The organism is Hymenobacter translucens, from assembly GCF_020685205.1.
GTDB lineage: Bacteria > Bacteroidota > Bacteroidia > Cytophagales > Hymenobacteraceae > Hymenobacter > Hymenobacter translucens.
Window position 1 is genome coordinate 135,888 of sequence record NZ_JAJERB010000006.1, and the last position, 19,916, is coordinate 155,803.

The 19,916-nt window shown below is 63.0% G+C and carries 19 protein-coding genes; 6 read left to right on the top strand and 13 right to left on the bottom strand.

Translation table 11 applies throughout. The features are described 5' to 3' along the window. Nucleotides 1-216: 216 nt before the first annotated feature. From LJY25_RS21385 to LJY25_RS14270, 5 genes are all read right to left on the bottom strand, one after another. Entirely contained in the window at nt 217-1,803 is a 1,587-nt protein-coding gene (locus LJY25_RS21385) for an OmpA family protein (RefSeq protein ID WP_317206602.1), read from the bottom strand. A 540-nt stretch (nt 1,804-2,343) separates the two neighbouring features. Further along, nucleotides 2,344-2,739: an OsmC family protein gene (locus tag LJY25_RS14255; protein ID WP_227609024.1), complete on the bottom strand. Its 396-nt coding sequence runs from the start codon at nt 2,737-2,739 to the stop codon at nt 2,344-2,346. 11 nt (nt 2,740-2,750) lie between these two features. Then, the gene (locus tag LJY25_RS14260; RefSeq protein ID WP_227609025.1) at nt 2,751-3,461 is read right to left on the bottom strand and encodes a pirin family protein; all 711 of its coding nucleotides are present in this window, start codon (nt 3,459-3,461) and stop codon (nt 2,751-2,753) included. Between the two features lie 103 nt (nt 3,462-3,564). Beyond that, nucleotides 3,565-4,143 (bottom strand): nitroreductase family protein, encoded by a 579-nt coding sequence (locus tag LJY25_RS14265; protein WP_227609026.1) that lies wholly within the window; start codon nt 4,141-4,143, stop codon nt 3,565-3,567. A gap of 143 nt (nt 4,144-4,286) precedes the next feature. Beyond that, nucleotides 4,287-5,000: a pirin family protein gene (locus LJY25_RS14270; protein WP_227609027.1), complete on the bottom strand. Its 714-nt coding sequence runs from the start codon at nt 4,998-5,000 to the stop codon at nt 4,287-4,289. A gap of 202 nt (nt 5,001-5,202) precedes the next feature. On the opposite strand from LJY25_RS14270, the gene LJY25_RS14275 reads away from it, so the two are divergent. Next, nucleotides 5,203-6,135 carry an alpha/beta fold hydrolase gene (locus LJY25_RS14275; RefSeq protein ID WP_227609028.1) on the top strand — a complete coding sequence of 311 codons (933 nt, stop codon included), beginning with the start codon at nt 5,203-5,205 and terminating at the stop codon, nt 6,133-6,135. A 21-nt stretch (nt 6,136-6,156) separates the two neighbouring features. Here the strand turns inward: LJY25_RS14275 and LJY25_RS14280 are convergent, their stop codons facing one another. After that, nucleotides 6,157-7,488 carry a serine hydrolase gene (locus tag LJY25_RS14280; RefSeq protein WP_227609029.1) on the bottom strand — a complete coding sequence of 444 codons (1,332 nt, stop codon included), beginning with the start codon at nt 7,486-7,488 and terminating at the stop codon, nt 6,157-6,159. A gap of 109 nt (nt 7,489-7,597) precedes the next feature. Between LJY25_RS14280 and LJY25_RS14285 the strand changes: the two genes are divergently transcribed. Continuing rightward, a complete protein-coding gene (locus LJY25_RS14285; RefSeq protein WP_227609030.1) occupies nt 7,598-8,524 on the top strand; it encodes a glutamate--tRNA ligase family protein in 927 nt (308 codons plus the stop codon). Nucleotides 8,525-8,608: 84 nt separating this feature from the next. On the opposite strand, the gene nfi is transcribed toward LJY25_RS14285, so the two are convergent. The 3 genes from nfi to LJY25_RS14300 form a co-directional block, all read right to left on the bottom strand. Further along, nucleotides 8,609-9,295, bottom strand: a complete 687-nt coding sequence (gene nfi / locus LJY25_RS14290; protein ID WP_227609031.1) for a deoxyribonuclease V — start codon at nt 9,293-9,295, stop codon at nt 8,609-8,611. A 57-nt stretch (nt 9,296-9,352) separates the two neighbouring features. Beyond that, complete coding sequence (locus LJY25_RS14295; protein ID WP_227609032.1) at nt 9,353-9,853, bottom strand: hypothetical protein; 501 nt, start codon at nt 9,851-9,853, stop codon at nt 9,353-9,355. Nucleotides 9,854-9,954: 101 nt separating this feature from the next. Continuing rightward, complete coding sequence (locus LJY25_RS14300) at nt 9,955-11,157, bottom strand: glycosyltransferase family 87 protein (RefSeq protein WP_227609033.1); 1,203 nt, start codon at nt 11,155-11,157, stop codon at nt 9,955-9,957. Nucleotides 11,158-11,247: 90 nt separating this feature from the next. On the opposite strand from LJY25_RS14300, the gene LJY25_RS14305 reads away from it, so the two are divergent. The 3 genes from LJY25_RS14305 to LJY25_RS14315 all read left to right on the top strand — a co-directional run bounded on the left by LJY25_RS14305 (nt 11,248) and on the right by LJY25_RS14315 (nt 13,533). Next, nucleotides 11,248-11,820 carry a DUF1990 family protein gene (locus tag LJY25_RS14305; RefSeq protein WP_227609034.1) on the top strand — a complete coding sequence of 191 codons (573 nt, stop codon included), beginning with the start codon at nt 11,248-11,250 and terminating at the stop codon, nt 11,818-11,820. After that, the gene (locus LJY25_RS14310) at nt 11,813-12,460 is read left to right on the top strand and encodes a DUF1990 domain-containing protein (protein WP_227609035.1); all 648 of its coding nucleotides are present in this window, start codon (nt 11,813-11,815) and stop codon (nt 12,458-12,460) included. Before LJY25_RS14305 ends, LJY25_RS14310 begins: the two co-directional genes overlap by 8 nt. 155 nt (nt 12,461-12,615) lie before the next feature. Then, a complete protein-coding gene (locus LJY25_RS14315; protein ID WP_227609036.1) occupies nt 12,616-13,533 on the top strand; it encodes an isoaspartyl peptidase/L-asparaginase family protein in 918 nt (305 codons plus the stop codon). A 99-nt stretch (nt 13,534-13,632) separates the two neighbouring features. On the opposite strand, the gene LJY25_RS14320 is transcribed toward LJY25_RS14315, so the two are convergent. The 3 genes from LJY25_RS14320 to LJY25_RS14330 all read right to left on the bottom strand — a co-directional run bounded on the left by LJY25_RS14320 (nt 13,633) and on the right by LJY25_RS14330 (nt 18,249). Beyond that, nucleotides 13,633-15,777, bottom strand: coding sequence for a hypothetical protein (locus LJY25_RS14320; protein ID WP_227609037.1), 2,145 nt, complete (start codon nt 15,775-15,777; stop codon nt 13,633-13,635). A 442-nt stretch (nt 15,778-16,219) separates the two neighbouring features. Further along, a complete protein-coding gene (locus LJY25_RS14325) occupies nt 16,220-17,422 on the bottom strand; it encodes a pyridoxal phosphate-dependent aminotransferase (protein ID WP_227609038.1) in 1,203 nt (400 codons plus the stop codon). Nucleotides 17,423-17,574: 152 nt separating this feature from the next. Next, nucleotides 17,575-18,249, bottom strand: coding sequence for a cytochrome b/b6 domain-containing protein (locus tag LJY25_RS14330; RefSeq protein ID WP_227609039.1), 675 nt, complete (start codon nt 18,247-18,249; stop codon nt 17,575-17,577). A 194-nt stretch (nt 18,250-18,443) separates the two neighbouring features. Between LJY25_RS14330 and LJY25_RS14335 the strand changes: the two genes are divergently transcribed. Then, nucleotides 18,444-18,953 carry a DinB family protein gene (locus tag LJY25_RS14335; RefSeq protein ID WP_227609040.1) on the top strand — a complete coding sequence of 170 codons (510 nt, stop codon included), beginning with the start codon at nt 18,444-18,446 and terminating at the stop codon, nt 18,951-18,953. 24 nt (nt 18,954-18,977) lie between these two features. Here the strand turns inward: LJY25_RS14335 and LJY25_RS14340 are convergent, their stop codons facing one another. Continuing rightward, nucleotides 18,978-19,859, bottom strand: coding sequence for a pirin family protein (locus tag LJY25_RS14340; RefSeq protein ID WP_227609041.1), 882 nt, complete (start codon nt 19,857-19,859; stop codon nt 18,978-18,980). Nucleotides 19,860-19,916 lie beyond the last annotated feature (57 nt).

Sequence of the window (19,916 nt, forward strand, 5' to 3'; positions counted from 1 at the left end):
TGCTAAGCATCGGATCCAGCTTTTTGCGTGCAGGGGAAGCGACCCAAGGCCGGCACTGGGCGCCGGCATGTCTAAAGTGCCGCGCTGGTCTTTAGTTAAAGGTTAGTAAGGAAGCCAGGAAAAGCACCTGGGCTGCTATTAAAACACAAAAAAGCGCCCGACTCGAGAGCCGGACGCTTTTTTTATTGAGCTGGCTAGTAGCTCAGCTTTTACCTTTTACCGGCGGCGGGCCGGGGCCTTTTTAGCCGGAGCTTTCTTCACCGGCGCCTTTTTCACGGGAGCCGGGGGCAGGTCGCTCAGCGAGGGAGCCGGACCGTACTTCACTTCGCCCGTGTTCGGGTCGCCGGTGAGGTAGAGGTCGAATTCCACGCGGCGGTTGATGGCCTGGCCGGCAGCCGTGGCGTTGTCGGCAATCGGCTTGGTTTCGCCGTAGCCGTGCGACACGATGCGGTCAGCCGAGATACCCTTGCTCAGCATGTAGGTCCGGGCCGAGGCAGCGCGGTCATCGGAGAGGCGCAGGTTGTAGGCGTCGTTGCCCTTGCTGTCGGTGTGGCCGGTGATGCCGAGCGTGTAGTCGGGGTACTCGTTCAGGATCTGTACGATGGCGTCCAGGGTCGGGAAGGAAATCGGCTTCAGTACGGCCTTGTCGAATTCGAACTGGATGTACTTGGTAGCCTCCTGCAGGCGCTTCTTGGTTTCTGCCTTGATTTCGGGGCAGCCACGGTTCGAAGCCGGACCGGGACGGTTGGGGCAGCGGTCCTGGTAGTCGGGAACACCGTCGCCGTCACGGTCGAGCGGGCAGCCGGTTGCGTCTACTGCTACGCCGGCCGGGGTGCCGGGGCACTTGTCGTTGGCATCAATCACGCCGTCGTTGTCAGCATCGGGGCAGCCTTTCAGCTCAGGCTTGCCGGCTACATCCGGGCAGGCATCGTCACCGTCCCGTACGCCGTCACCGTCGCGGTCGGGGCAGCCTTCAAGAGCCGCCAGGCCTTTTTCGGTCGGGCACTTATCTTGGTAGTCCGGCACGCCGTCGCCGTCGCCGTCAAGCGGGCAGCCATTGGCGTCCACGGCGACGCCGGCGGGCGTGCCGGGGCACTTGTCCTTTTTGTCCGACACCTTGTCGCCGTCGGAGTCAAGGGTCTGGCCGAAGTTCATCGTCAGGCCGGCAGTGTGCTGCAGGTACCGGTCGTTGATATTGCCCTTCAGCGTGATGCCGTCGAGCTGGTCGGTCAGCATGTAGTGCTGGCCGGTCTGGATGAAGGCCGAGAAGCCGTCGGTGATGCGGAAGTTGATACCGGCGGCACCCTGCAGCTCGGCAGCGTACAGGTCGCGGTTGTCGGGGGCGCCACCGCCTACCTTGAAGCGGTCGGTGCTGGCGTAGAACACGCCGGGAGCCAGCAGCAGGTAGGGCTGAATCCGGGAATCCTCTTTGAGCGCCCAGCCGTTGTTGAGCTTGAAGCGCAGCGGAATGCCGATGTTGACCACGTTGGCGTCGAAGCCGCTAAAGTTGAACTGGGTGTTCTTGGGCGCATCGGCCGAGAACTTCATGTCGCCATAGGCCAGGGAAAGACCAATGTCCATGCCCGGGTTCAGGTAGCGGTTCACGGTCAGGCCCAGGCCGTACTCGATCTTGTCGCCCTTGAACCACTCGGAGCCGAGGTCGCCGTGGTACTGGAAGGTGTTGCCGTAGACGCTGAGACCGGTTTTCTTTTCGGCATTCTGGGCCTGTACGGCCTGGGAGCCGAACGCCAGAATCGTCAGCCCCAGCAGCAGGGATTTGACGGAGGTAAGCGGTTTTTTCATAGGGTGTAGGTCAGGAGGAAGCCCAAAAGCTCCCGGGTGAGACTAGGCCCATATACCCGCCCCTACGCCATAAGGTTGTTGTGCTTGCCGCCGCCCGCTGCCCGGGGCCACCGCCGGCAGCATCTAAAATTCGTGCAACTGCGGAAAGGATTTACGGTTCAGCTTCCGCGCCCGGCCGGTAGGCAAAGCATCGCTCCGAAGCTGCGCTGCTACCAAGCGAAAGAAGATTAATGGCGTTTTAATATACTGTAAGCCAATAATATTCACGCCGGGCTTCGGGCCGGTACGCGCCGGGCAGACGGGTAAAGCCGGAGAAACGCCACGCGCAGCCGACGGTAATTCGATCCAATTAGCAGCGCTTTTCGGCAGCCGGAAAAAAGTGAATTAAATGCGCCGGAAAATTCTGCCGCACCGGCGCAGAAAGCAAACCAGCTGCCGGAAGGGGACCTCGGACCGAGCCGCGAAGAAGTTGAAAAAAGAACCCTGCCCGACAGCGTCAGGCAGGGGAAGTGAAGGGACTGCTTGGGTTTGGGTGCCGGCTTACAGCAGGCGCAGATCAATGGGCGTGGAAGCCGCCAGGAGCTTGTGAATCGGGCAGAGGTGGGCAATCTGCAGCAGGCGCTGCCGCATCTCATCCGTCAGCTCGCCTTCCAGCTGCAGCAGTACCGAAAACCGGTCTACGGTGTGCTTTTCGCCCTGCTCGATGTTCACAACTGTTTCAATGGCGGTAAGGGGCCACTGTTTGCGGTCGGCGTACATGCGCAGGGTGATGTTGGTGCAGGCGCTAAGCGAGGCGGCCAGCAGCTCGCCGGGCGTGGGCCCCAGATTCTGCCCGCCGTCCTCCAGGCCTTCATCGGCCACGAAGCGGTGGCCGTTGGCCGACGTAAGCTGGGTGCGGTAGCGGTCCTGACCGATGCGGCCGGTAATGGTTGCCATGGGAGGGGAAGCTAGTGGTTGATGGGTGCCTCGATGAGCAGGAAGCGGCTTTCGGCGTTGCATTCCACCGTCACGGTGTCGGTATCCCAGAGCCCGATACTGTCGCGCCGGTTTACCTGCTCGCCGTTTACCGTCAGGCCGCCTTCCATCACGAACACGAAGACCAGCTTGTTGAGCGGGTTCAGGCGGTAGGTGATGGTCTGGCCGGCTTCGTAGTAGCCCAGGGCAAGGCGGGCGTTTTGGTTGATCCAGCAGTGGGCCGTGCCTTCCTCGTTGCTGACGACGGTAACGAGCTGGTTTTTGCGCTTCTCGGCCGGAAAGCTGCGCTTCTGATAGCGGGGCGTGACGTTCTGCAGCTTGGGCTCAATCCAGATCTGCAGGAAGTTGACTTCATCGTCGCCGATGTTGTGCTCCTCGTGGCGCAGCCCGCTGCCGGCACTCATAATCTGCACCGAGTCCGTGCTGACTTCCTCGCGGTAGCCCATCGAGTCGATATGGTTCATGCGGCCGCCCAGCAGGATGGAAATGATTTCCATATTGGCATGGGCGTGCAGGCCGAACCCGCCCCCGGGCTTCACAAAGTCGTCGTTGAACACGCGCAGCAGTCCGAAGCCGGTGCGCTCGGGGTTGTAGTAGCTGCTGAAGCTGAGGGAAAAGTTGCTTTGCAGCCAGCCAATGTCCTTGAGGCCCCGTTCGTGGGCGCGGATGATGCGGTGGTTCATGGGGTGGTGGTTGGTTGAGAATTGTTGATAGCTGATTGCTAGGTGTTGATTACCGCCGCTTTTCAACTGACAGCAATCAACAACTAACCATCAACAATCAGCTTTATTCGGGCAGCTGGCCGTGGAAGGCAATTTCAGCTACCGGCTTGCGGCTGCGGGCGGCCAGCTCCCGGCTGCGGAAAGGCTCTTCAAGCTGCTCGGCTTCGCCGGCGTAGCCCAGCGCAATCATTACGGCGGGCTGCAGAACTTCGGGCAGATGAAACGCTTCCTGGGCTTTGGCGCGGTCGAAGCCGCCCATGAAATGGCCGTGCAGGCCCAGGGCCGTAGCTTCCAGAATCAGGTTGCCGTTGGCAAGGCCCAGGTCGTGGAGGGCGGCGCCGTTGGGCGTGCCGTTGTCGTAGTGCGTTTTAGTCAAAGCCAGGACAAGCACGGCGGCATTCTTGGCCCAGGGCTGGTTGCCGGGCATCAGGCAGTCCACCATCTTCTGAAACGCCTCGGCGTCGGAGCGGTGGGCGTAGATGTAGCGCCAGGGCTGCTCGTTCATGGCGCTGGCGGCCCAGGAAGCGGCCTCAAACACCTGGTTGAGCGTTTCAGAAGCAACGGGCTGACTGGTGAAGGAGCGTGGGCTCCAGCGCTGGCTGATCAGCTCGTGCACGGGGTATTGGGTAACGGCGGTTTTCATTCGGAAGAGTTGGATGCTGATTGTTACTTGTTGATTGCCGGGAGGTGGCGTCCGCCTCAAAAGTAGCGCCGGTGCCGGTAGGCCGCCTACAGGTGAGCATACGGCCAACAATCACCTTCCAACAATCAACAATCAATAAAGTCTTATAGCGACATCGGTACGTCCATCAGCAGTAGCTGGGCTGAATTGTCGGCCTGGATGCTGAGCGAGTCCGTGTCCCAGATGCCGAGCCCGTCACGCCGGTGCAGGGCCTGGCCGTTAATGGTCACGTCGCCCTCCAGCACGAAGGCGTACACCCCGTTGCCGGGCTTTTTGATGGTGTAGTCGGTGGCAAAGCCGGCGTCGAAATCGCCGAGGCTAAACCACGCGTCCTGGTGAACCCACACGCCGGCATCGTCGGGCGAGGGCGAAAGAATCTGCTGGAGCTGGTTGTGACGGTCCTCGGGGCGGAACGTTTGCTGGTCGTAGCGGGGCTTCACGCCGCGCTGGTTCGGAAACACCCAGATTTGCAGAAACTTCACTTCCTGGTCGGGGTTGTGGTTTTTCTCGCTGTGCGCGATGCCCGTGCCGGCACTCATCACCTGCACGTCGCCGCGCCGGATGATGCCCCGGTTGCCCATGTTGTCCTGGTGCTCCAGGGCGCCCGACAGCGGGATGGAAATGATTTCCATGTTGTCGTGGGGGTGGGCACCAAAGCCCTTGCCGCCGGCTACGGTGTCGTCGTTGAGCACGCGTAGTACGCCGAAGTGGACCCGGCTCGGGTCGGAGTAGCCGCCGAAGCTGAACGTGTGGTAGGAGTTAAGCCAGCCGTGGTTGGCGTGGCCGCGGGTGTTGGCAGGATGCAGGATCGTTTGCATGACAAAGAGAGGAAAAGTCAACCGGCGGAATAAGAGCACCGGTGTTATTGATGTACATACATAGATTGAGCCGAAAATGTTTCCTGCCAGGATGTCCGGTCTTGCGTGTCGGGGTCTGCACAGGGGAGAGGCGCCAGGGCCAAAAAAATCTGAACAGCGCCGGCAGCACGTATACCCGTTCCCACGTCTGACCTGCTTTGCTATGAATCTGCACTCTATCCGCCGCGGCGCCGGCCGCCCTCTGCTTCTGGTTCATGGCATCGGCGGCAGCTGGCGCTCCTGGAATACCATCCTCGACACGCTGGCCGCTGAGCGTGACGTAGTGGCGGTGGACCTGCCCGGACATGGCAAATCGGCGCCCCTAGCCGGGGAGCACACCGTCGCTACTATGGCCGACGCCCTGACCAGCTTTCTGACCGAGCAGAACCTGCTGGGCGTCGACGCAGTGGGCAGTTCGATGGGCGCCCGGCTGGTGCTGGAGCTGGCCCGGCGCGGAGGGGTGCTGGGGGCGGTAGTGTCGCTCGACCCCGGTGGGTTCTGGCAGGGCTGGGAAGTTCCGTTTTTCTACCACTCCGTCAGCATGTCGCAAAAGCTGGTGCGGGCCCTGCAGCCGGTCGTTCCGCTGGTCGCCGGCAACGCCGTGGGCCGCACGGTGCTGCTGCCCCAGTTCTCGACCCGCCCCTGGGCGGTGGATGCCGGGCAGGCCATTGAGGAGCTGCGCACGCTGGGCACCACGCCCGTCTTCGACGAGCTGCTCGACCGGCTGGCTTACGGCGAAGAGCAGCAGGGCGCCCCGGAGGGCAGCATCACTGAGCCCCTGGTTATCGGCTGGGGCCGGCAGGACCGGGTGTGCCTGCCCGCTCAGGCCCGGCTGGCCATGCAGAAGTTTCCGGACGCCCGCCTGTACTGGTTTGAAAGCTGCGGGCACTTCCCGCAGTGGGACCAGCCGGCTGAGGCCGTCCGCCTGATTCTGGCCGCCATCAGCCGGCAACCCTTCACCGACGACGAAATTGCCAAGCCGGAAAAGGCAGCTACCCCGGCGTTGTCCAGGGCGGCCGTGGTGGGTGGCGCCCTGGCGCTGTTGGCCGGGGGTATCTGGTGGCTGGCGACCCGGCAGTCAGACCACCGGGCCTAGCGGCACTTCCGGTCAACCGGGCTAGTCCGTCTTCTGCAGCCGCTGAGTGCCCAGTACCTGCCCGTTGGCGGCCAGCCACTGCACCAGGTAAAGGCCGGCCGGCAGTCCGGCAGTGGTTAGCTGATGCTGTATGGTGGCGGCCGGCTGTCGGCGCAGCACCCGGCCGGTCAGGTCGGTCAGACAGAGCGTGGCGCCCGGCTCGGCCTGAGGCAGGGTGATGACCACCGAACCGGCGGCCGGGTTCGGATACAGGCCCAGCGTCGCTTTCTGGGGGCGGCTGGTCGTTGTAGGCCGGCAGAACACCGCCATCAGGTAGGTCCAGAGCTGATTATCAAACGACGACACGGCGAGCTGGCGCGGGCCGGCCGACTCGCCCTGGCGCACTACGACCAGACCCAGGCTGGGCACTACGTAGATTTTCTGGTCGTTTTTGCCCAGGGCCGCAATCAGGTCGGCGGGGGCGGCCGGAATCATCGGGCCCGAAAACGTAGCCTGAGAGCTGGGCAGCATATAGGACGGCTGCCCGTTCAGCCACCAGAGGTAGCCGTAGGCCCGGTTCATCGTCTGCGAGGGCGTGGTCATGCGCCGGAAGTAAGCCGTGTCGCGTAGCACGACGGTCTGGTCCCAGGTGCCGCGGTTCTGAATCAGCAGGCCAAACCGGGCCATGTCGCGGGCCTTGCTGTAGTACACATCGTCCACCCAGGCCCCGCCCATGCCGATGCGGTTACCGATTTTCTGGCGGGTGTACAGATTGATGTTCTGCCCGCTGGCATTGGCTACCACATCCAGCAGGAGGCGGTAGGGGCCGGAGTGGTAGGCCCAGCGGGTGCCCGCATCAGTGCGGTAGATCAGGCAGGAAGCCTGGGTAGACTCATTGTCGCAGGGGGCCGACGGGACATCGTTGAGGCCGGTGGTCATGGCGAGTTGGTCGCGCAGGGTGATCAGCTTCTCCTTGGCCCGGGGTGCCGACGTCCAGCGCGGACCCAGGAAACGAGTCGTGCTGTCCGTCAGGCTGACCAGCCCTTCCTGCTGGGCAATGCCGACGAGAGTTGCGGTGAGCGTCTTGCCGGCCGAGGCCCAGTACCAGAGCGAATCCCGGGTGTAGGTGCCGTAGTAGCGCTCCACCACGATCTTACCGTCCTTGAGGAGGATAAACGACTTGGTTTGCTTGCGGCCCAGGAAGCTGAGCAGAGAGTCGAGCTGGGGCTGGCACCAGCCCAGCTGCTGGGGCGAGGTGGTACTCCAGGTACCGGTGGCCGGCAGAGGTGGAAAGTAAAGCGGGGCGGACTGGGCGCGGCCCAGGCGGGGCAGGACGAGCAGGACCAGTAAAACGGCGAAGTAAAGTTTCCGCATGGGGGCAGGTTTTGCGTACGGGAGGTTGGACGCCGCCGCTACCGCTGCGTTTAACCGGACCAGCTACAAATATGCTGAAACCACTCTATTTGCCCTAATTTGCCTTTCTATGGCTGATTTTACCCCATCGCCCGGGGTGCGGGGCCGGCTGGCGCCCACGCCCAGCGGGTTTCTGCACCTGGGCAATGCTGTCAACTTCGTGCTGACCTGGCTGCTGGTGCGCCGCGCCCACGGGCAGCTCCACCTGCGCATCGACGACCTCGACCGGCCCCGCCTGCGTCCGGCCTACCTGGAAAATATCTTTGAAACCATCAGGTGGCTCGGCCTCGACTACGACACCGGCCCGGGTGGCCCTACCGATTTCGAGCAGCAGTACTCCCAGCTCCGGCACCTAAACGAATACGAGGCGTTTCTGCAGCAGCTGCGCCAAAAACCAGGCTTGCTCTACGCCTGCACCTGCTCCCGCACCCAGCTGCTGGCCCGCGCCGCCCACACAACAGCCGACTGCTGCAACCAGGAGCAGGCCTGGGCCGACCCGCAGGCGGCCTGGCGGGCACGCCTGCCCCCGAATCTGGTAGTCCAGTTTCCGGACCTGTGGCACGGCCCGGTGTCGGTGACCCTGCCCGAGGTGATGGGTGACTTTGTGGTGCGCAAAAAGGACAGCAGCCCGGCCTACCAGATCGGCTCCATCCTCGACGATTTACGGCTGGGCACCACGCTTATCGTGCGTGGCCACGACCTGCTGCCGAGCACGGCCGCCCAGCTGTTTCTGGCCGGTCAGACGCCCGAAACCGCCGCCTACGCCCGGACGCAGTTTATCCACCATCCGCTGTTGACAACTCCCGCCGGCCAAAAGCTTTCCAAATCCCAGCAGCAGGCCGGGGACCGGGGCATTATCGACGAAGCCGACTCGCCCCGGGTAGTGTACGAGGCCGTGGCCCGGCTGCTGCGCCTGCCTGCCACCCAGGTCTTCACCCTCACCGATCTGCAACTTTTGTTTGAAGACTCCGGCCGGCTGATAACGGTGGGGATGTAACGTTATTCGTTGTCCGTTGTTAGTTGTTAGTTGTCAGGTCGTTTTTTGCTGACAACGGACAACGGACAACAAACGACGGACAACTCATTTGCTTTTCAGCTCCTCCTTAAACTCCTCGGCCCAGTGGTCGGCGAGGCGGGTGGGCTCGGGCAGCTTGTAGCCGCGCAGGCAGGCCATGGTGAGACGGGTGGCGGTTTCCTGGTCGCAGCGGTGGCCGGGGCTTACGAACAGCGGGTTCACTTTATCCTTGCTGCGGATTACCTGGCCCAGCAGGTCGCCCTGCTTGTCGGTGAGCGGGCTGATGCTGCCTTTGGTGATTTCCGGCTCGGTGTAGACGCCCGTCAGCTTCTGCTTGGCAACCCCGAACGTGGGGCGGTCGAGTAATACGCCCAGGTGGGCGGCAATGCCCATGCGGCGGGGGTGGGCAATGCCGTGCCCGTCCACCATGATGACGTCGGGCTTCTGCCGGAGCTTTTCGTAGGCCAGCAGCAGGTTGGGCGCCTCCCGGAAAGAAAGAAAGCCCGGCACGTACGGAAACTCCACCGGACCGGCGTGCCACACCTTTTCTACCACTTCCAGCGTGGGGTAGCGCAAAAGCACGAACACCGACAGAATGGTTTCGGGCGTGGGAAAGGACGAGTCGCAGCCGGCAATGAAGGCGGGCTCGGTGGCCAGGGGCTCGAGGCGGACCCGGGCGCGCAGGGTTTGCTGCTGCTCGGTCAGCTCACGAACCAGCTGCGGGTCAGCCGGTGGGTGGTAGGGGCGGTACATAGTGGGGCGGAACGTGTCCGCGTTGTACGGCCGGCGGGGCGAAAAAGCTGCTGGGAGTTACTTCACCAGCTCGGCCGCCCGGCCCCGCCCGTCTTTGCGCTGCCCGTTCAAGCTGAAGTCGAGGCGCTCCACACTCACGCAGCCGCAGCCCTTACTGGCCTTGGCTTGAATGTCGATGTCAGTAACGTCGAACTGCCGGCTGGCGGCCGGAACTACCAGGCGGTAGCTGCTTATGGGCTGGTTGGCGTAGGTGTAGCGCCGCAACCACAGCGAGGCGCCGGCACCTTCCGAAATGTACAGGCTCTCGAGGGTGCCGATGGGCGGCAGGCCCCCAGGCCGCTGCCGCAGCGTATCGATGGTATTGGTGAGCGTGCCGGCGTAGCGGATCAGGTAGGCCGAGCGCACCTCGGCCCGTCGGAAGCCTTGCCCGCTGAGCGAGTCGGGGCTGAAGCGCAGCGCTATTTCCGCCGGCCCGTCGTAGCCGCAGTCGCAGCAGCCGATGCTCATCAGGCCGGTGGACATGGTGCTCAGAATCAAAAAGGTAAGAATACGGCGCATAGGTAGCGGATAGCGGGGAACAGTAAAACTGGAAATAAAGGCTAATCAGGGCGCTCCCGGGTACGTCGGAAAGCAAGGTTCGCGTTACCGGGAGCCCCGCGCTAGTGAATAGGTTGCAGGGCCGGCTCCGACCCGGCGGCGCTATGCTCGGCGGCCCGCTGCAGCCGCTCCCGCCACCGCGGGTAGAAGAGCAGCTGACTTTGAATAAAGATCCAGGCCAGAATCATCGGCACGGCCTTGATCTTATACACGTCGAAGAAGTTTTCCCGGGCCGAATCCGGGAACAGGTCGGTGGCTACCAGGGTAGTGAATACGAAGACCAGCCCGAACAGCGGACCGGCCAGTGGGGTGCTGCGCCGGTACCAGATAAACCAGTACATAAAGCCCGCCACGGCAATAACGAACGTGGGCGACTCGGCCATCTGATTGAAGATTACTACGAAAATCGGAATCGAGGCCACGTACAGGCGACGGTAGTCGGCCTCGCGCCACGCCCGCCAGTGAACCAGCGGCGCCAGCAGCAGCAGCATCCCGATAATCTGCACAATGCCCTTAGCCGTAATCGGCACCCCAAACCACGACTGCAGCACGCCCATCAGCGAAAGCTGAATGCCGGTCGCCGAAGCCTGCACGATGTCGAACCACGCTCGGTAGATCATCTGGAAGTCAGTCCACGACACCACCAGCAGGGGCGTGAAGGCCAGGACCACCGTCCAGAGCGCCGCCCACAGGCCGCTGCGGATAGGAGCGGGGTAGAACAGGAAAATCAGCCCGATGCCGATGCCGTACACTTTGATCAGCGCGGCCAGCGCCACGCACAGGCCGGCCAGCAGGTAGCGGCGTTTTTCCAGGTTGATGTAGGTCCACAGCATCAGGCCTACCAGCAGGCAGTTGGCCTGGCTGTTGTGCAGGGCCGTCATCATGTCCACGACGACCAGCAGCAGAAACAACGACTGCCGGCGCACGTCGGGGAACAGGCGGCGCCCGGCCGTGTACAGCACCACGTTGTTCAGCAGGTTCCAGCCCAGCAGCCCCAGAAAGTCGGGCAGCACGGCGAAGACGCCAATGAACAGCGCGAAAACCGGGCTGTACTTGTAGGTGTCCTGGTACTGCTCGGGGTATTCGATGTACAGGTTCTTTCCCTCGAGCAGGTTGAAGAAAGGCTTGGCGAAGATCAGGTAGTTGTTGTAGGAGCCGGGGCCTTTCAGGTAGTGCTGCGCCGTTACCACCACGGTGAGCAGCAGGTAGAGGGCACCCACGAAGTACGGGTTGAGCAGAAAAGACCGGAGCCGGGCAGTAAGCATAGAAATAAGCGAGGTACAAAGGCCAAAAGTAGAAGGAATTGCCGGAATCCGGCCCTCAACCCCGCCTCAGCCGGGCCCGTACCAGTGCCCATGTCCAAGCCCCAACAAACCGCCAGCGACGGAACCGGCCCCCTCTTCGAGCGGCGCTACTACATCGACATCGAGCAGCCCGGCAAGTCGGCCGCCAAGCTGCTCCAGGAAATCATGTGCGACGTCGAGAAGTTTTCCCCCGACCTGCTGGCTGACTTCCGCAAGCAGAAGGGGGAGCCCCACGAGCTGCACGTGGATGACGAGTTTCAGATCCGCATCCTGGGCCCGTGGAACGGCACGGTGCGGGTGTCGGAAATCGGCAAGAGCTTTTTCGAGTTCGTGACCCTGGAAGGACACCCCGAGGCTGGCCGGATCCGGTTTTCAGTGCGCCGCCATCCGGGCCGGCCTAACACCATCCGGTTTCAGATTCGGTCCTGGGCCCGCTCCCGCGACGGGCTGGTGGCCTTTACCTACGGCACGCTGGGCGTGGGCAAGCGGGTGCAGGAGCAAACCTGGCGCACGTTCTGCGAGCGGGTAGCCGCCCAGTGCGGCGGGCACCCGGCCGGGCCCGTCGTGGTCGAAACGGTGGAGCGGCCCGACCAGGGCCCGGCCAAGGTAGAGCGCCATGCGTAGCCCCGGCCCCACGCCCTGGGAGCAGCACAAGGCCCGCCTCGACCTCTACGGTAAGGCCGGCTACAACTTCGACCTCACCCGCACCCACGAATACACCACTGCCAACGGCTGGCGCGTTGACGACTACGAAACCGAGCTGCCGAGCGAGGCTCCCGGCCCGCCCGCCGATGCTGGCTCCTGGGAGGCCGCCCGACAGGTGCTGCGCAACTACACCTTTCCGCCACCCGACCTCATCACCGGCATCTTCGTGCCCGATGCGCCCCTGGAGCAGCGGGTGATGGTGCTGCGGGCCCGGTTCCTGATCTTCACCTTCTGGTTCGGCGTCCGTATCGGCGGCATCACCGACGAGCAGCGCCCCACCGAGGCGGGCCCTGAGCAGGTCTGGGGCTACAACTACCGCACCCTGGAGGGCCATTTCGAGCGGGGGCAGATTGATTTCACCGTCCACAAGCACCTGACGACCGGCCGGGTGATGTTCCGGATGCACGCCTTTTCCCAGCTGGGCCGGATTCGGAACCCGTTCTACTGGATCGGCTTTCGCCTGTTCGGCCGGATGCTGCAGCGCCGCTTCGCCCGGGAGTCGCTGCGCCGGATGCGCGAGCAGGTGGCTGAGGCGCTTGGGAAATCAGCTGTTAGCTAGTAGCTGATGGCTGGTAGTCAGGTGAGAGTAGTGGATAGTGCGACCTGCTTTTTTCGCCGAAGCCAGGAGCTGAATTAGTCCTTGCCGCCCAAGCTCGACCTAACTCTTTTCCGTTCTGGCAGTAGAAGCAGGCAGTACCACCCACACCTACGCACATGGGCAAATACGTCATCGTTATTCACGGGGGCGCGGTCACCACTGACCCGTCAAGCATTCCACCGGAAAAAGAAGCCAAGCTGAAAGCCGGCCTGGAAGCCGCGCTAAACGCAGGCTGGGAAATCCTGAACCGCGGCGGCGCCGCCCTCGATGCAGTCGAAGCGGCCGTCATGAGCATGGAGGACAATGAGCTGTTCAACGCCGGACGCGGGGGCATGTTCAACCTGAACGGCGAAGTGGAGACCGAATCCTCCATCATGGACGGACAGACCCTGCGCGGCGGGGCCGTTAGCGGTCTGAAGCTCATCAAGAACCCGGTTAAGCTGGCCCGCCTCGTGATGGAGAAGTGCAAGCATACCTTTCTCACCGCCGAGGGTGCCCACGAGTTTGCCTTGTCCCAGGGCCTGACGCTGCAGGACCCGAGCTACTTCAAGACTGACGAGCAGCGGGACGAATGGATGGAAATCCTGCACGATGCAGACGTTGAGCACGCCAACAAGCACGACACGGTGGGCGCCGTAGCCCTCGACCAGCACGGCAACCTGGCCGTGGCCACCTCCACCGGCGGCATTGAGGGCAAGCTGCGGGGCCGGGTGGGCGACAGCTGCATCTACGGGGGCGGCTCCTACGCCAACAATGAGGTATGCGCCGCGTCCTGCACCGGCGACGGGGAAATCATCATGCTGGCCGCCTGCGCCCACGAGGTGTATGCCCTGCGCAAGTACAAGAAGCTTTCCATCGACAAAGCAGCCCGCGAAGCCGTGGGAATGTACGCCGATAAGTTGCAGGGCGACCGGGGTATCATCGCCCTCGACCCTCAGGGAAATATCGCCATCGAATCCAACACCAACGTCTTCCGGCGCGCCTTCCGCGTTGAGGAGGAGGAGCCCTTCGTGGACATCTGGATGGACAAATAAGCCACAGCAGCCCAAGCGCAGGTTGAAGCTAATACGAAAAAAAGCCCCGGTCATCAGCTGTTCAGGCTGACTCCCGGGGCTTTTTGCAGCATAAATAGGCTATTCTTTCACGAAGCGGGTACGCTGGGCGCCGGCTTCCACCACGTAGAGGCCGGGGGCCAGGCCGGCTACCGAAACCGTGGCCTGACCGGCCGTTACCGAGCTCCGGCGCACAACCCGGCCCTGCACGTCGCGCACCAGCACAACCGAAGCATCGGCGGCCAGGATGCCCCGAACGGTTAGCTCGGCGGGGGCGGGCACGGGGCTAAGCTCCAGCGCGCTGCCGCCCGTCGTTACCACCCGGGCCGGGGAGTAGGCGATGGTTCCGTCATGGTCGGTCTGGCGCAGCCGGTAGTAGAGCGTGGCAGCGGCCGGAGCCTCCGCGTCGAGGTGGCGGTAGGTGCGGGCCGTGCTGCTGGTGCCGGCCCCGGATACAAAGCGCAGAGCTACATACTCCCGGCCGTCGCGGCTGCGCTCCACCGTGAAGCCCGCGTTGTTTTTCTCACTGGCCGTAACCCAGGTCAGCAGGACGCCGCTCTTTTCGGCTTTGGCCTCGAAGCGGGTCAGGGATACCGGTAGGGGCGAGTCCACGTTGCCGAAGGCGAAGTAGCTGGCCGAAAAGGCGCTCAGGTTAGTCGTAATCAGGTTGTCAGCGGTATTTACCGAAGAGGTGATGGGCTGCCACGGACCATTCAGGCTGGCCGAGCGGTAGGTAGCCAGCTTGCTTTCGGGAATATTGACCAGCTCCCCGCCTTCGCGGTAGGGGAAGGATACGTTCACGTTTAGCCCGGCCACGTCGTTGGAAGCGGTAAGCTGGTACTGGCGCTCCGTGCTGATGGCCTCGTTCTCACCGGTCCGGACGGTGCCCAGCAGGCGACGTACCGTTACGGTGCCGGGATATACGTCCCCCACTGCCTGCATAACCAGCCCGTCGGGATAGGTCGCAGTGGGTGTGGAGCTGTTCAGGGTCCGGCTCATCTCCAGGGTGCCCTTCACGTAGCTGATAGCCGTTTCCGACAGGGTCGCGGTGCCGGTCAGCGTGACCCGCGACCCCGGGACCGGGGCCAGCAGGCCACTTGTAATGCGCAGCTCCTGCGCCACGGTGATGTTGTTGGCCACCGTCTTGCTGCCGATGCTGTTCACGGTCAGGTAGTCGAAAGCCAGCGGGCCGCTCAAAACCTGGGCGCCGTCGCTCTGCGTGCCGTTCAGCGTAACCGCGCGGTTGTTTGCATTAAAGGTACCGCTGTTGGTCATATTACCGCCCAGGTTCAGGTCGCCACCAAATGCGGAAGACAGCGTGAGCGTAGCCCCGGCCCGGATGTTCAGGTCGCCGGCAACGGTGATGGGCGTGCCCGTGGTGCCGGCGATGGTGCCGGCCGTCAGGTTCAGGGAGCCCAGCAGCTGCCATGCCCCGGCGTCGCGGGTGATGGTTACCCCGGGCGTATTCATCGTGAAGTCGTAGAGGTTGGCGATGGTACCGCCGAACAGGGTTGAGCCCCCGTTAAGCGGGTACGTGTAACTCGTACGGCCAAAAGGATTGGTGGTGCCCGTGCTGGCCGTGCTCGTGACGGTGTGGTAGTATTCGAAGTAAGGTGTCGAGCTGCCGTTACCGCCGTAATTCTGCGTGGGCGTCTGATCGTACACGAAGTAGGGGCTGTTAGTGTTGCCCTCGTAGCCCAGCCAGTTGAAGCTCGCCGGACGACCCGTTAGGCCCGGCAGGGCAGCCCAGCGGAGTCTCATTTCCCGGGTCGTGCCGTTACTGCTCTGCAGCACGTCGGCCGAGGCGGTGACGGCTGTGCCCCACCCACCGGAGCTGTTGCGGGAGCGGTACTCGATGTAGTTGTTCTGCGCGTTCCAGAAAATGCGCACGTCCGCCCGAAGGGGCAAGGACGGAGTGGTGTTGTAGTCGGTAGTGCCGGTCAGGCTGCCATTGCTGCCGCTGCCGCCGTTCACCGGAATAATCGGGTCAGTGTCCAGGTAGATATAAACCGGGTCCCCGGCCCCCCCGCCCGTCTTGGCGATATAAAGGTTGGTATTGTCCCAGGCCATGGACCAGTTTCCGCTGCTGGCGCCGTATTCGCCGGAGCCGATGGCCCCGTCCTGCGCCGGAGCAGTGGTTGCGAACTGGGCCGCCGCGGGCCGGTTCCCAAACAGCAGCAGAGCAGCCGTCAGGATAGTAACGGAGGAAGCGTAGATTTTGGACATAAGCTGGGTCGTTAGACAACAAAGATGAATAAGGATGGTGGGAAAAGCAATAAAAAACAAGGCATATAAAACTTTTTATTACCGAATGCGTAGCCGCCCTTGTTTCCGTCTAAACCCGTCCCAAAGCTTTCTGTGAAAGATTATACAAACAGGAGAATTAGCTCCTCCTGGCTCTAATCCCAGATGATCAAACAAATTTATTATATATGACAGACACGTTTAAATTTTGTACTTATCCATTTATGAGTCGGGCCAAGAGAGCCGGTATAAGGCCCTGAGCCACCCGAACTAAGCTAGTCGTCATTCTCAGGTGGGCCGGATAAGAAGGACGCTGCGGGCGTCAGGTGCAGGGATTCGGCAAAGGCTGAACCAGCCAAAAAAGGCAGCTCCCGGTTTCGGAAGCTGCCTATATGAGAGAAGACTGTTAAAACGCTTTTAGCCGTCAGCCAGCAAGTAGGTGGCCCGGGTACTGCTCCAGCCCACGGGCCAGGCAGCCCATGGCAGCACGCAGCGCGTCCTGGTTGATAACATAGGCCAGGCGTACTTCCTGCCGGCCTAGCCCGGGCGTGCCGTAGAAGCCGGCTGCCGGCGAAATCATCACGGTATGCCCTTCGTGGCTAAACGACTCCAACAGCCAGCGGGCAAAGGTTTCGGCATCGTCGATGGGCAGGCGGGCCATGATGTAGAATGCCCCGCTGGGGGTGGGGCACTCCACTCCCGGTATGGCCCGCAGGCAGGCCAGCAGCAGGTCGCGCCGGGCCCGGTACTCCTCCTTGACGTGGTCGAAATAATTGTCGGGCAGTCCGGCGGCGGCTTCGCCCAGCAGCTGGCCCAGGCCGGGCGGACTCACCCGCATCTGGGCAAAGCGGAAGGCTGCATCCCGCACAGCGGCATTTTTGGTAACGAAGGCCCCGATGCGGGCTCCGCAGGCGCTGTAGCGCTTCGAGATGGTGTCGAGCAGCACTACGTACTCCGCGGCCCCGGGTAGCTCCAGGGCACTCACGAAAGGCGCGTCGTAGCAGAATTCGCGGTAGGCTTCGTCGGAGAGCAGGTAGAGGTCGTGCTTCCGGCAAAGCTCCAGCAGGGCCGTCAGTTCCTGCCGGCTGTACACGTACCCGGTAGGGTTGTTGGGGTTGCAGATCAGGATGGCCCGGGTGCGCGGCGTGATGGCGCGCTCCATATCGGCCAGCGCGGGCAGGGCAAAGCCATTGGCCAGGTAGGAGGTGACCGGCACTACGCGCGTGCCGGTAGCCAGGGCAAAAGCTGAGTAGGGACCATAAAACGGCTCCGGAATAATGACTTCGTCGCCCGGGTTCAGGCAGGTCATGAAGGCGAAGAAGATAGACTCGCTGCCGCCCATGGTTACAATAATGTCGTCGGCCGTCACTTCAATGCCGACCCGCTGGTAGTAGGAAGCCAGCTTGCGCCGGTAGCTGGGGTAGCCGTTGGCGGGGCTGTACTCCAGCACCCGGATGCTGGCCTGCTGCACCCCGGCCAGCATGGCCGGCGGGGTTTCTACGTCGGGTTGACCAATGTTGAGGTGGTACACGCCAATGCCCCGCTGCTTGGCGGCATCGGCGTAGGGGGTGAGCTTGCGGTAGGGCGAAAAGGGCATCAACTGCGCCCGCTGCGAAAGTTCTGGCATACAAAAAGGGCCTTGCGGCCGGTACTCACAACGTTTAGCTCCGCTTACGGAGCGTCCCTGCCAGGCTGGGCCGGCGTTTGGTGACCAGGAGTGGGCTTTCACTATCAGGCAGGCGGGCCCGGTGCCTGCCTCATCGGCCAGGTGGCGCGGCGCTAGGCCTGCCCACCGTTCACCATATCCGACACAATGCCGCGGTTCTTGGTGTTTTCAGCCCAGATTACGCCCACGATGTGCAGCACGGTAAAGGCAATGACGAGGTACATCGTGAAGTTGTGAATCTCCTTGATTTCATGCTCGATCTTGTCCAGGGCCTCCACGTCGTCGGCGTAAATCAGCAGCAGGCCGGTGACCACCATGACTACTAGCATCAGGTAAAAGGCGATGTACAGGTACTTTACGACCAGGGAGTGGCGGTTGTCGCGCAGGTCGGAGCCGGCCTGGCGGAAATAGCGTTTGGCTTCGCGCAGCCGGGCCGAGAAGCGCTGGGCTCCGCTTTGCAGAAACTCCAGCACCACCCGGAACACCAGCAGTACCGTCAGGGCCACGCCGAGGTAGATGTGCCAGTCCCAGATCCGGTGGCTGATGATGCGCGTCAGCCCCCGCACCTGGTCGCGGCTGAAGGTGACGCCCTCCTTTTGCAGCACGCCCTGAAACTCGGGGCCCACGGTCTTCATCTTCAGAATGACATACAGAAACAGGATGGTGGTGAGCAGGGCCGTCACCACAAACGCATTGGCCCAGTGCCAGAGGCGCAAAGCCAGGGAGTACGGTTTCACGGGTGCGGTGGAAAGAGCAGGCGCGGCGACGTCGGGCATGGAAGCAGGCATAAGCAGAAAGGTTGCGGCGAAAGATACACCACGGCCGTTAGGTTTCCGGTCCCGGTTTCGAGGAATCCGCGAGCCGGCGGGACTGATCCGGGCTGAATTGGCCGAGCGGAAGGCACCACCGACTTGGTCTGGGCCATCGGCCAGACCAGGAGAAAAGCCTTAACAATGCCCCATCCGGTGCGTTATACCGGTCTATGAATCAACCCCTGGAAGTATGGCTGCGCGGGCCCGTGCCCGCCATGCCGCCCCTGCTGCAGCCCGTTGCCCACGCCCTGCTGCAGGCCCGCGAAGAAGTAAACGCCCAGCTGCTCGGCTTTCCCGTCGGGTTGCTCTGGCAAACGCCTGCCGGCGTGGCGTCGGTGGGCTTTCACCTGCAGCACCTCACCGGCGTACTGGACCGCCTGCTTACCTATGCCCGGGCCGAAAGCCTCAGCCCAGGCCAGCAGGCAGCCTTGGCGGCCGAGGGCAAGCCAACGTCGGTTTCAGTAGCCGAGTTGGTACAGGCTTTCAATGAGCAGGTCGACCAGGCCCTGGATCAGCTGCGGAATACCGATGAAGCCACGCTGACCGAAGTGCGGGGCGTAGGTCGGGCGCAGGTGCCGAGCACGGTGCTGGGGCTGCTGATGCACGCCGCCGAGCACACCATGCGCCACCTCGGCCAGCTGCTCGTAACGGCGCGGGTGGTGCGGGCCGAACAAGGCTAGACGCCCGGCAGCGGCTCGGCCGGCTTACGCCGGCTGATCGCCGAAAGAGCCCATTTTGCCGGCTTCGAAGTCGGTAATGGCCTGCATCAGCTCCTGGTTGGTGTTCATTACGAAGGGGCCGTAGGTGGCCAGGGGCTCCTCGATGGGCTGCCCGGCCAGCACCAGCAGTACGGAGTCTTCTTCCGCCGTCAGGCCGATGCCGGGCCCATCCCAGCCGTAGACCACGAGTTGCTTGGTGGCCGCAGTGCGGTTGTCGTGGAGCCGCACCTTGCCCTTTACCACGTAAATGCCCACGTTGTAGTGCGCAGGAAGCTCCAGGGTAGGGGCCGCGCCGGCGGGCAGGTGCACGTCGAGCAACGTGAGCGGGGAAAAGGTTTCGGCGGGGCCAGCCAGGTGCTCGTAGCTACCGGCAATAACCCGGATGGTGCCCGGGCCGCCGGCGGCCGGCAGTGTGGGAATTGCTGCCGCTGCCAGCTCCTGGTAGCGGGGCGGGGCCATCTTGTCCTGAGCCGGCACGTTCACCCAGAGCTGCAGCAGCTCCAGCACTCCGCCCCGCTTGGAGAACTCCCGCTCGTGCATCTCCTCGTGCAGCAGCCCGCTACCGGCCGTCATCCACTGCACGTCGCCGGGGCCGAGCTGCCCGCTGTGCCCGGCCGTGTCGCGGTGGGCAAGATGGCCCGAGTACACCACCGTCACGGTTTCGAAGCCGCGGTGGGGGTGAGGGTGGGCACCCAGGGGCGTTTCGGTGGGCGCTACGGGCATAGGGCCGGTGTGGTCGATGAGCAGAAACGGGCTGAGCTGCCGGATCCGGGGGCCGGGCATGGGGCTGGTCACGTCGAACCCGTCGCCGACCAGCTTTTTGTTGCCATCGATAATCTGGAAAATGCGGCGAAAAGAGGTTTCCATGCGGAAAAGGGAAAGCAGGGCGAAAAGGAAAGCCGGCGGGCCGGACTGAATTTTCTC

Bases quoted from the DNA above. Each gene is read 5' to 3' on its own strand.
- LJY25_RS14255 (WP_227609024.1), bottom strand. From the start codon at position 2,739: ATGGCAACCATTACCGGCCGCATCGGTCAGGACCGCTACCGCACCCAG.
- LJY25_RS14265 (WP_227609026.1), bottom strand. From the start codon at position 4,143: ATGAAAACCGCCGTTACCCAATACCCCGTGCACGAGCTGATCAGCCAG.
- LJY25_RS14325 (WP_227609038.1), bottom strand. From the start codon at position 17,422: ATGCCAGAACTTTCGCAGCGGGCGCAGTTGATGCCCTTTTCGCCCTAC.
- LJY25_RS14330 (WP_227609039.1), bottom strand. From the start codon at position 18,249: ATGCCTGCTTCCATGCCCGACGTCGCCGCGCCTGCTCTTTCCACCGCA.
- LJY25_RS14310 (WP_227609035.1), top strand. From the start codon at position 11,813: ATGCGTAGCCCCGGCCCCACGCCCTGGGAGCAGCACAAGGCCCGCCTC.
- LJY25_RS14270 (WP_227609027.1), bottom strand. From the start codon at position 5,000: ATGCAAACGATCCTGCATCCTGCCAACACCCGCGGCCACGCCAACCAC.
- LJY25_RS14340 (WP_227609041.1), bottom strand. From the start codon at position 19,859: ATGGAAACCTCTTTTCGCCGCATTTTCCAGATTATCGATGGCAACAAA.
- LJY25_RS14335 (WP_227609040.1), top strand. From the start codon at position 18,444: ATGAATCAACCCCTGGAAGTATGGCTGCGCGGGCCCGTGCCCGCCATG.
- LJY25_RS14295 (WP_227609032.1), bottom strand. From the start codon at position 9,853: ATGCGCCGTATTCTTACCTTTTTGATTCTGAGCACCATGTCCACCGGC.
- LJY25_RS14320 (WP_227609037.1), bottom strand. From the start codon at position 15,777: ATGTCCAAAATCTACGCTTCCTCCGTTACTATCCTGACGGCTGCTCTG.
- LJY25_RS14305 (WP_227609034.1), top strand. From the start codon at position 11,248: ATGTCCAAGCCCCAACAAACCGCCAGCGACGGAACCGGCCCCCTCTTC.
- LJY25_RS14315 (WP_227609036.1), top strand. From the start codon at position 12,616: ATGGGCAAATACGTCATCGTTATTCACGGGGGCGCGGTCACCACTGAC.
- LJY25_RS21385 (WP_317206602.1), bottom strand. From the start codon at position 1,803: ATGAAAAAACCGCTTACCTCCGTCAAATCCCTGCTGCTGGGGCTGACG.
- LJY25_RS14300 (WP_227609033.1), bottom strand. From the start codon at position 11,157: ATGCTTACTGCCCGGCTCCGGTCTTTTCTGCTCAACCCGTACTTCGTG.
- LJY25_RS14275 (WP_227609028.1), top strand. From the start codon at position 5,203: ATGAATCTGCACTCTATCCGCCGCGGCGCCGGCCGCCCTCTGCTTCTG.
- nfi (WP_227609031.1), bottom strand. From the start codon at position 9,295: ATGTACCGCCCCTACCACCCACCGGCTGACCCGCAGCTGGTTCGTGAG.
- LJY25_RS14280 (WP_227609029.1), bottom strand. From the start codon at position 7,488: ATGCGGAAACTTTACTTCGCCGTTTTACTGGTCCTGCTCGTCCTGCCC.
- LJY25_RS14285 (WP_227609030.1), top strand. From the start codon at position 7,598: ATGGCTGATTTTACCCCATCGCCCGGGGTGCGGGGCCGGCTGGCGCCC.
- LJY25_RS14260 (WP_227609025.1), bottom strand. From the start codon at position 3,461: ATGAACCACCGCATCATCCGCGCCCACGAACGGGGCCTCAAGGACATT.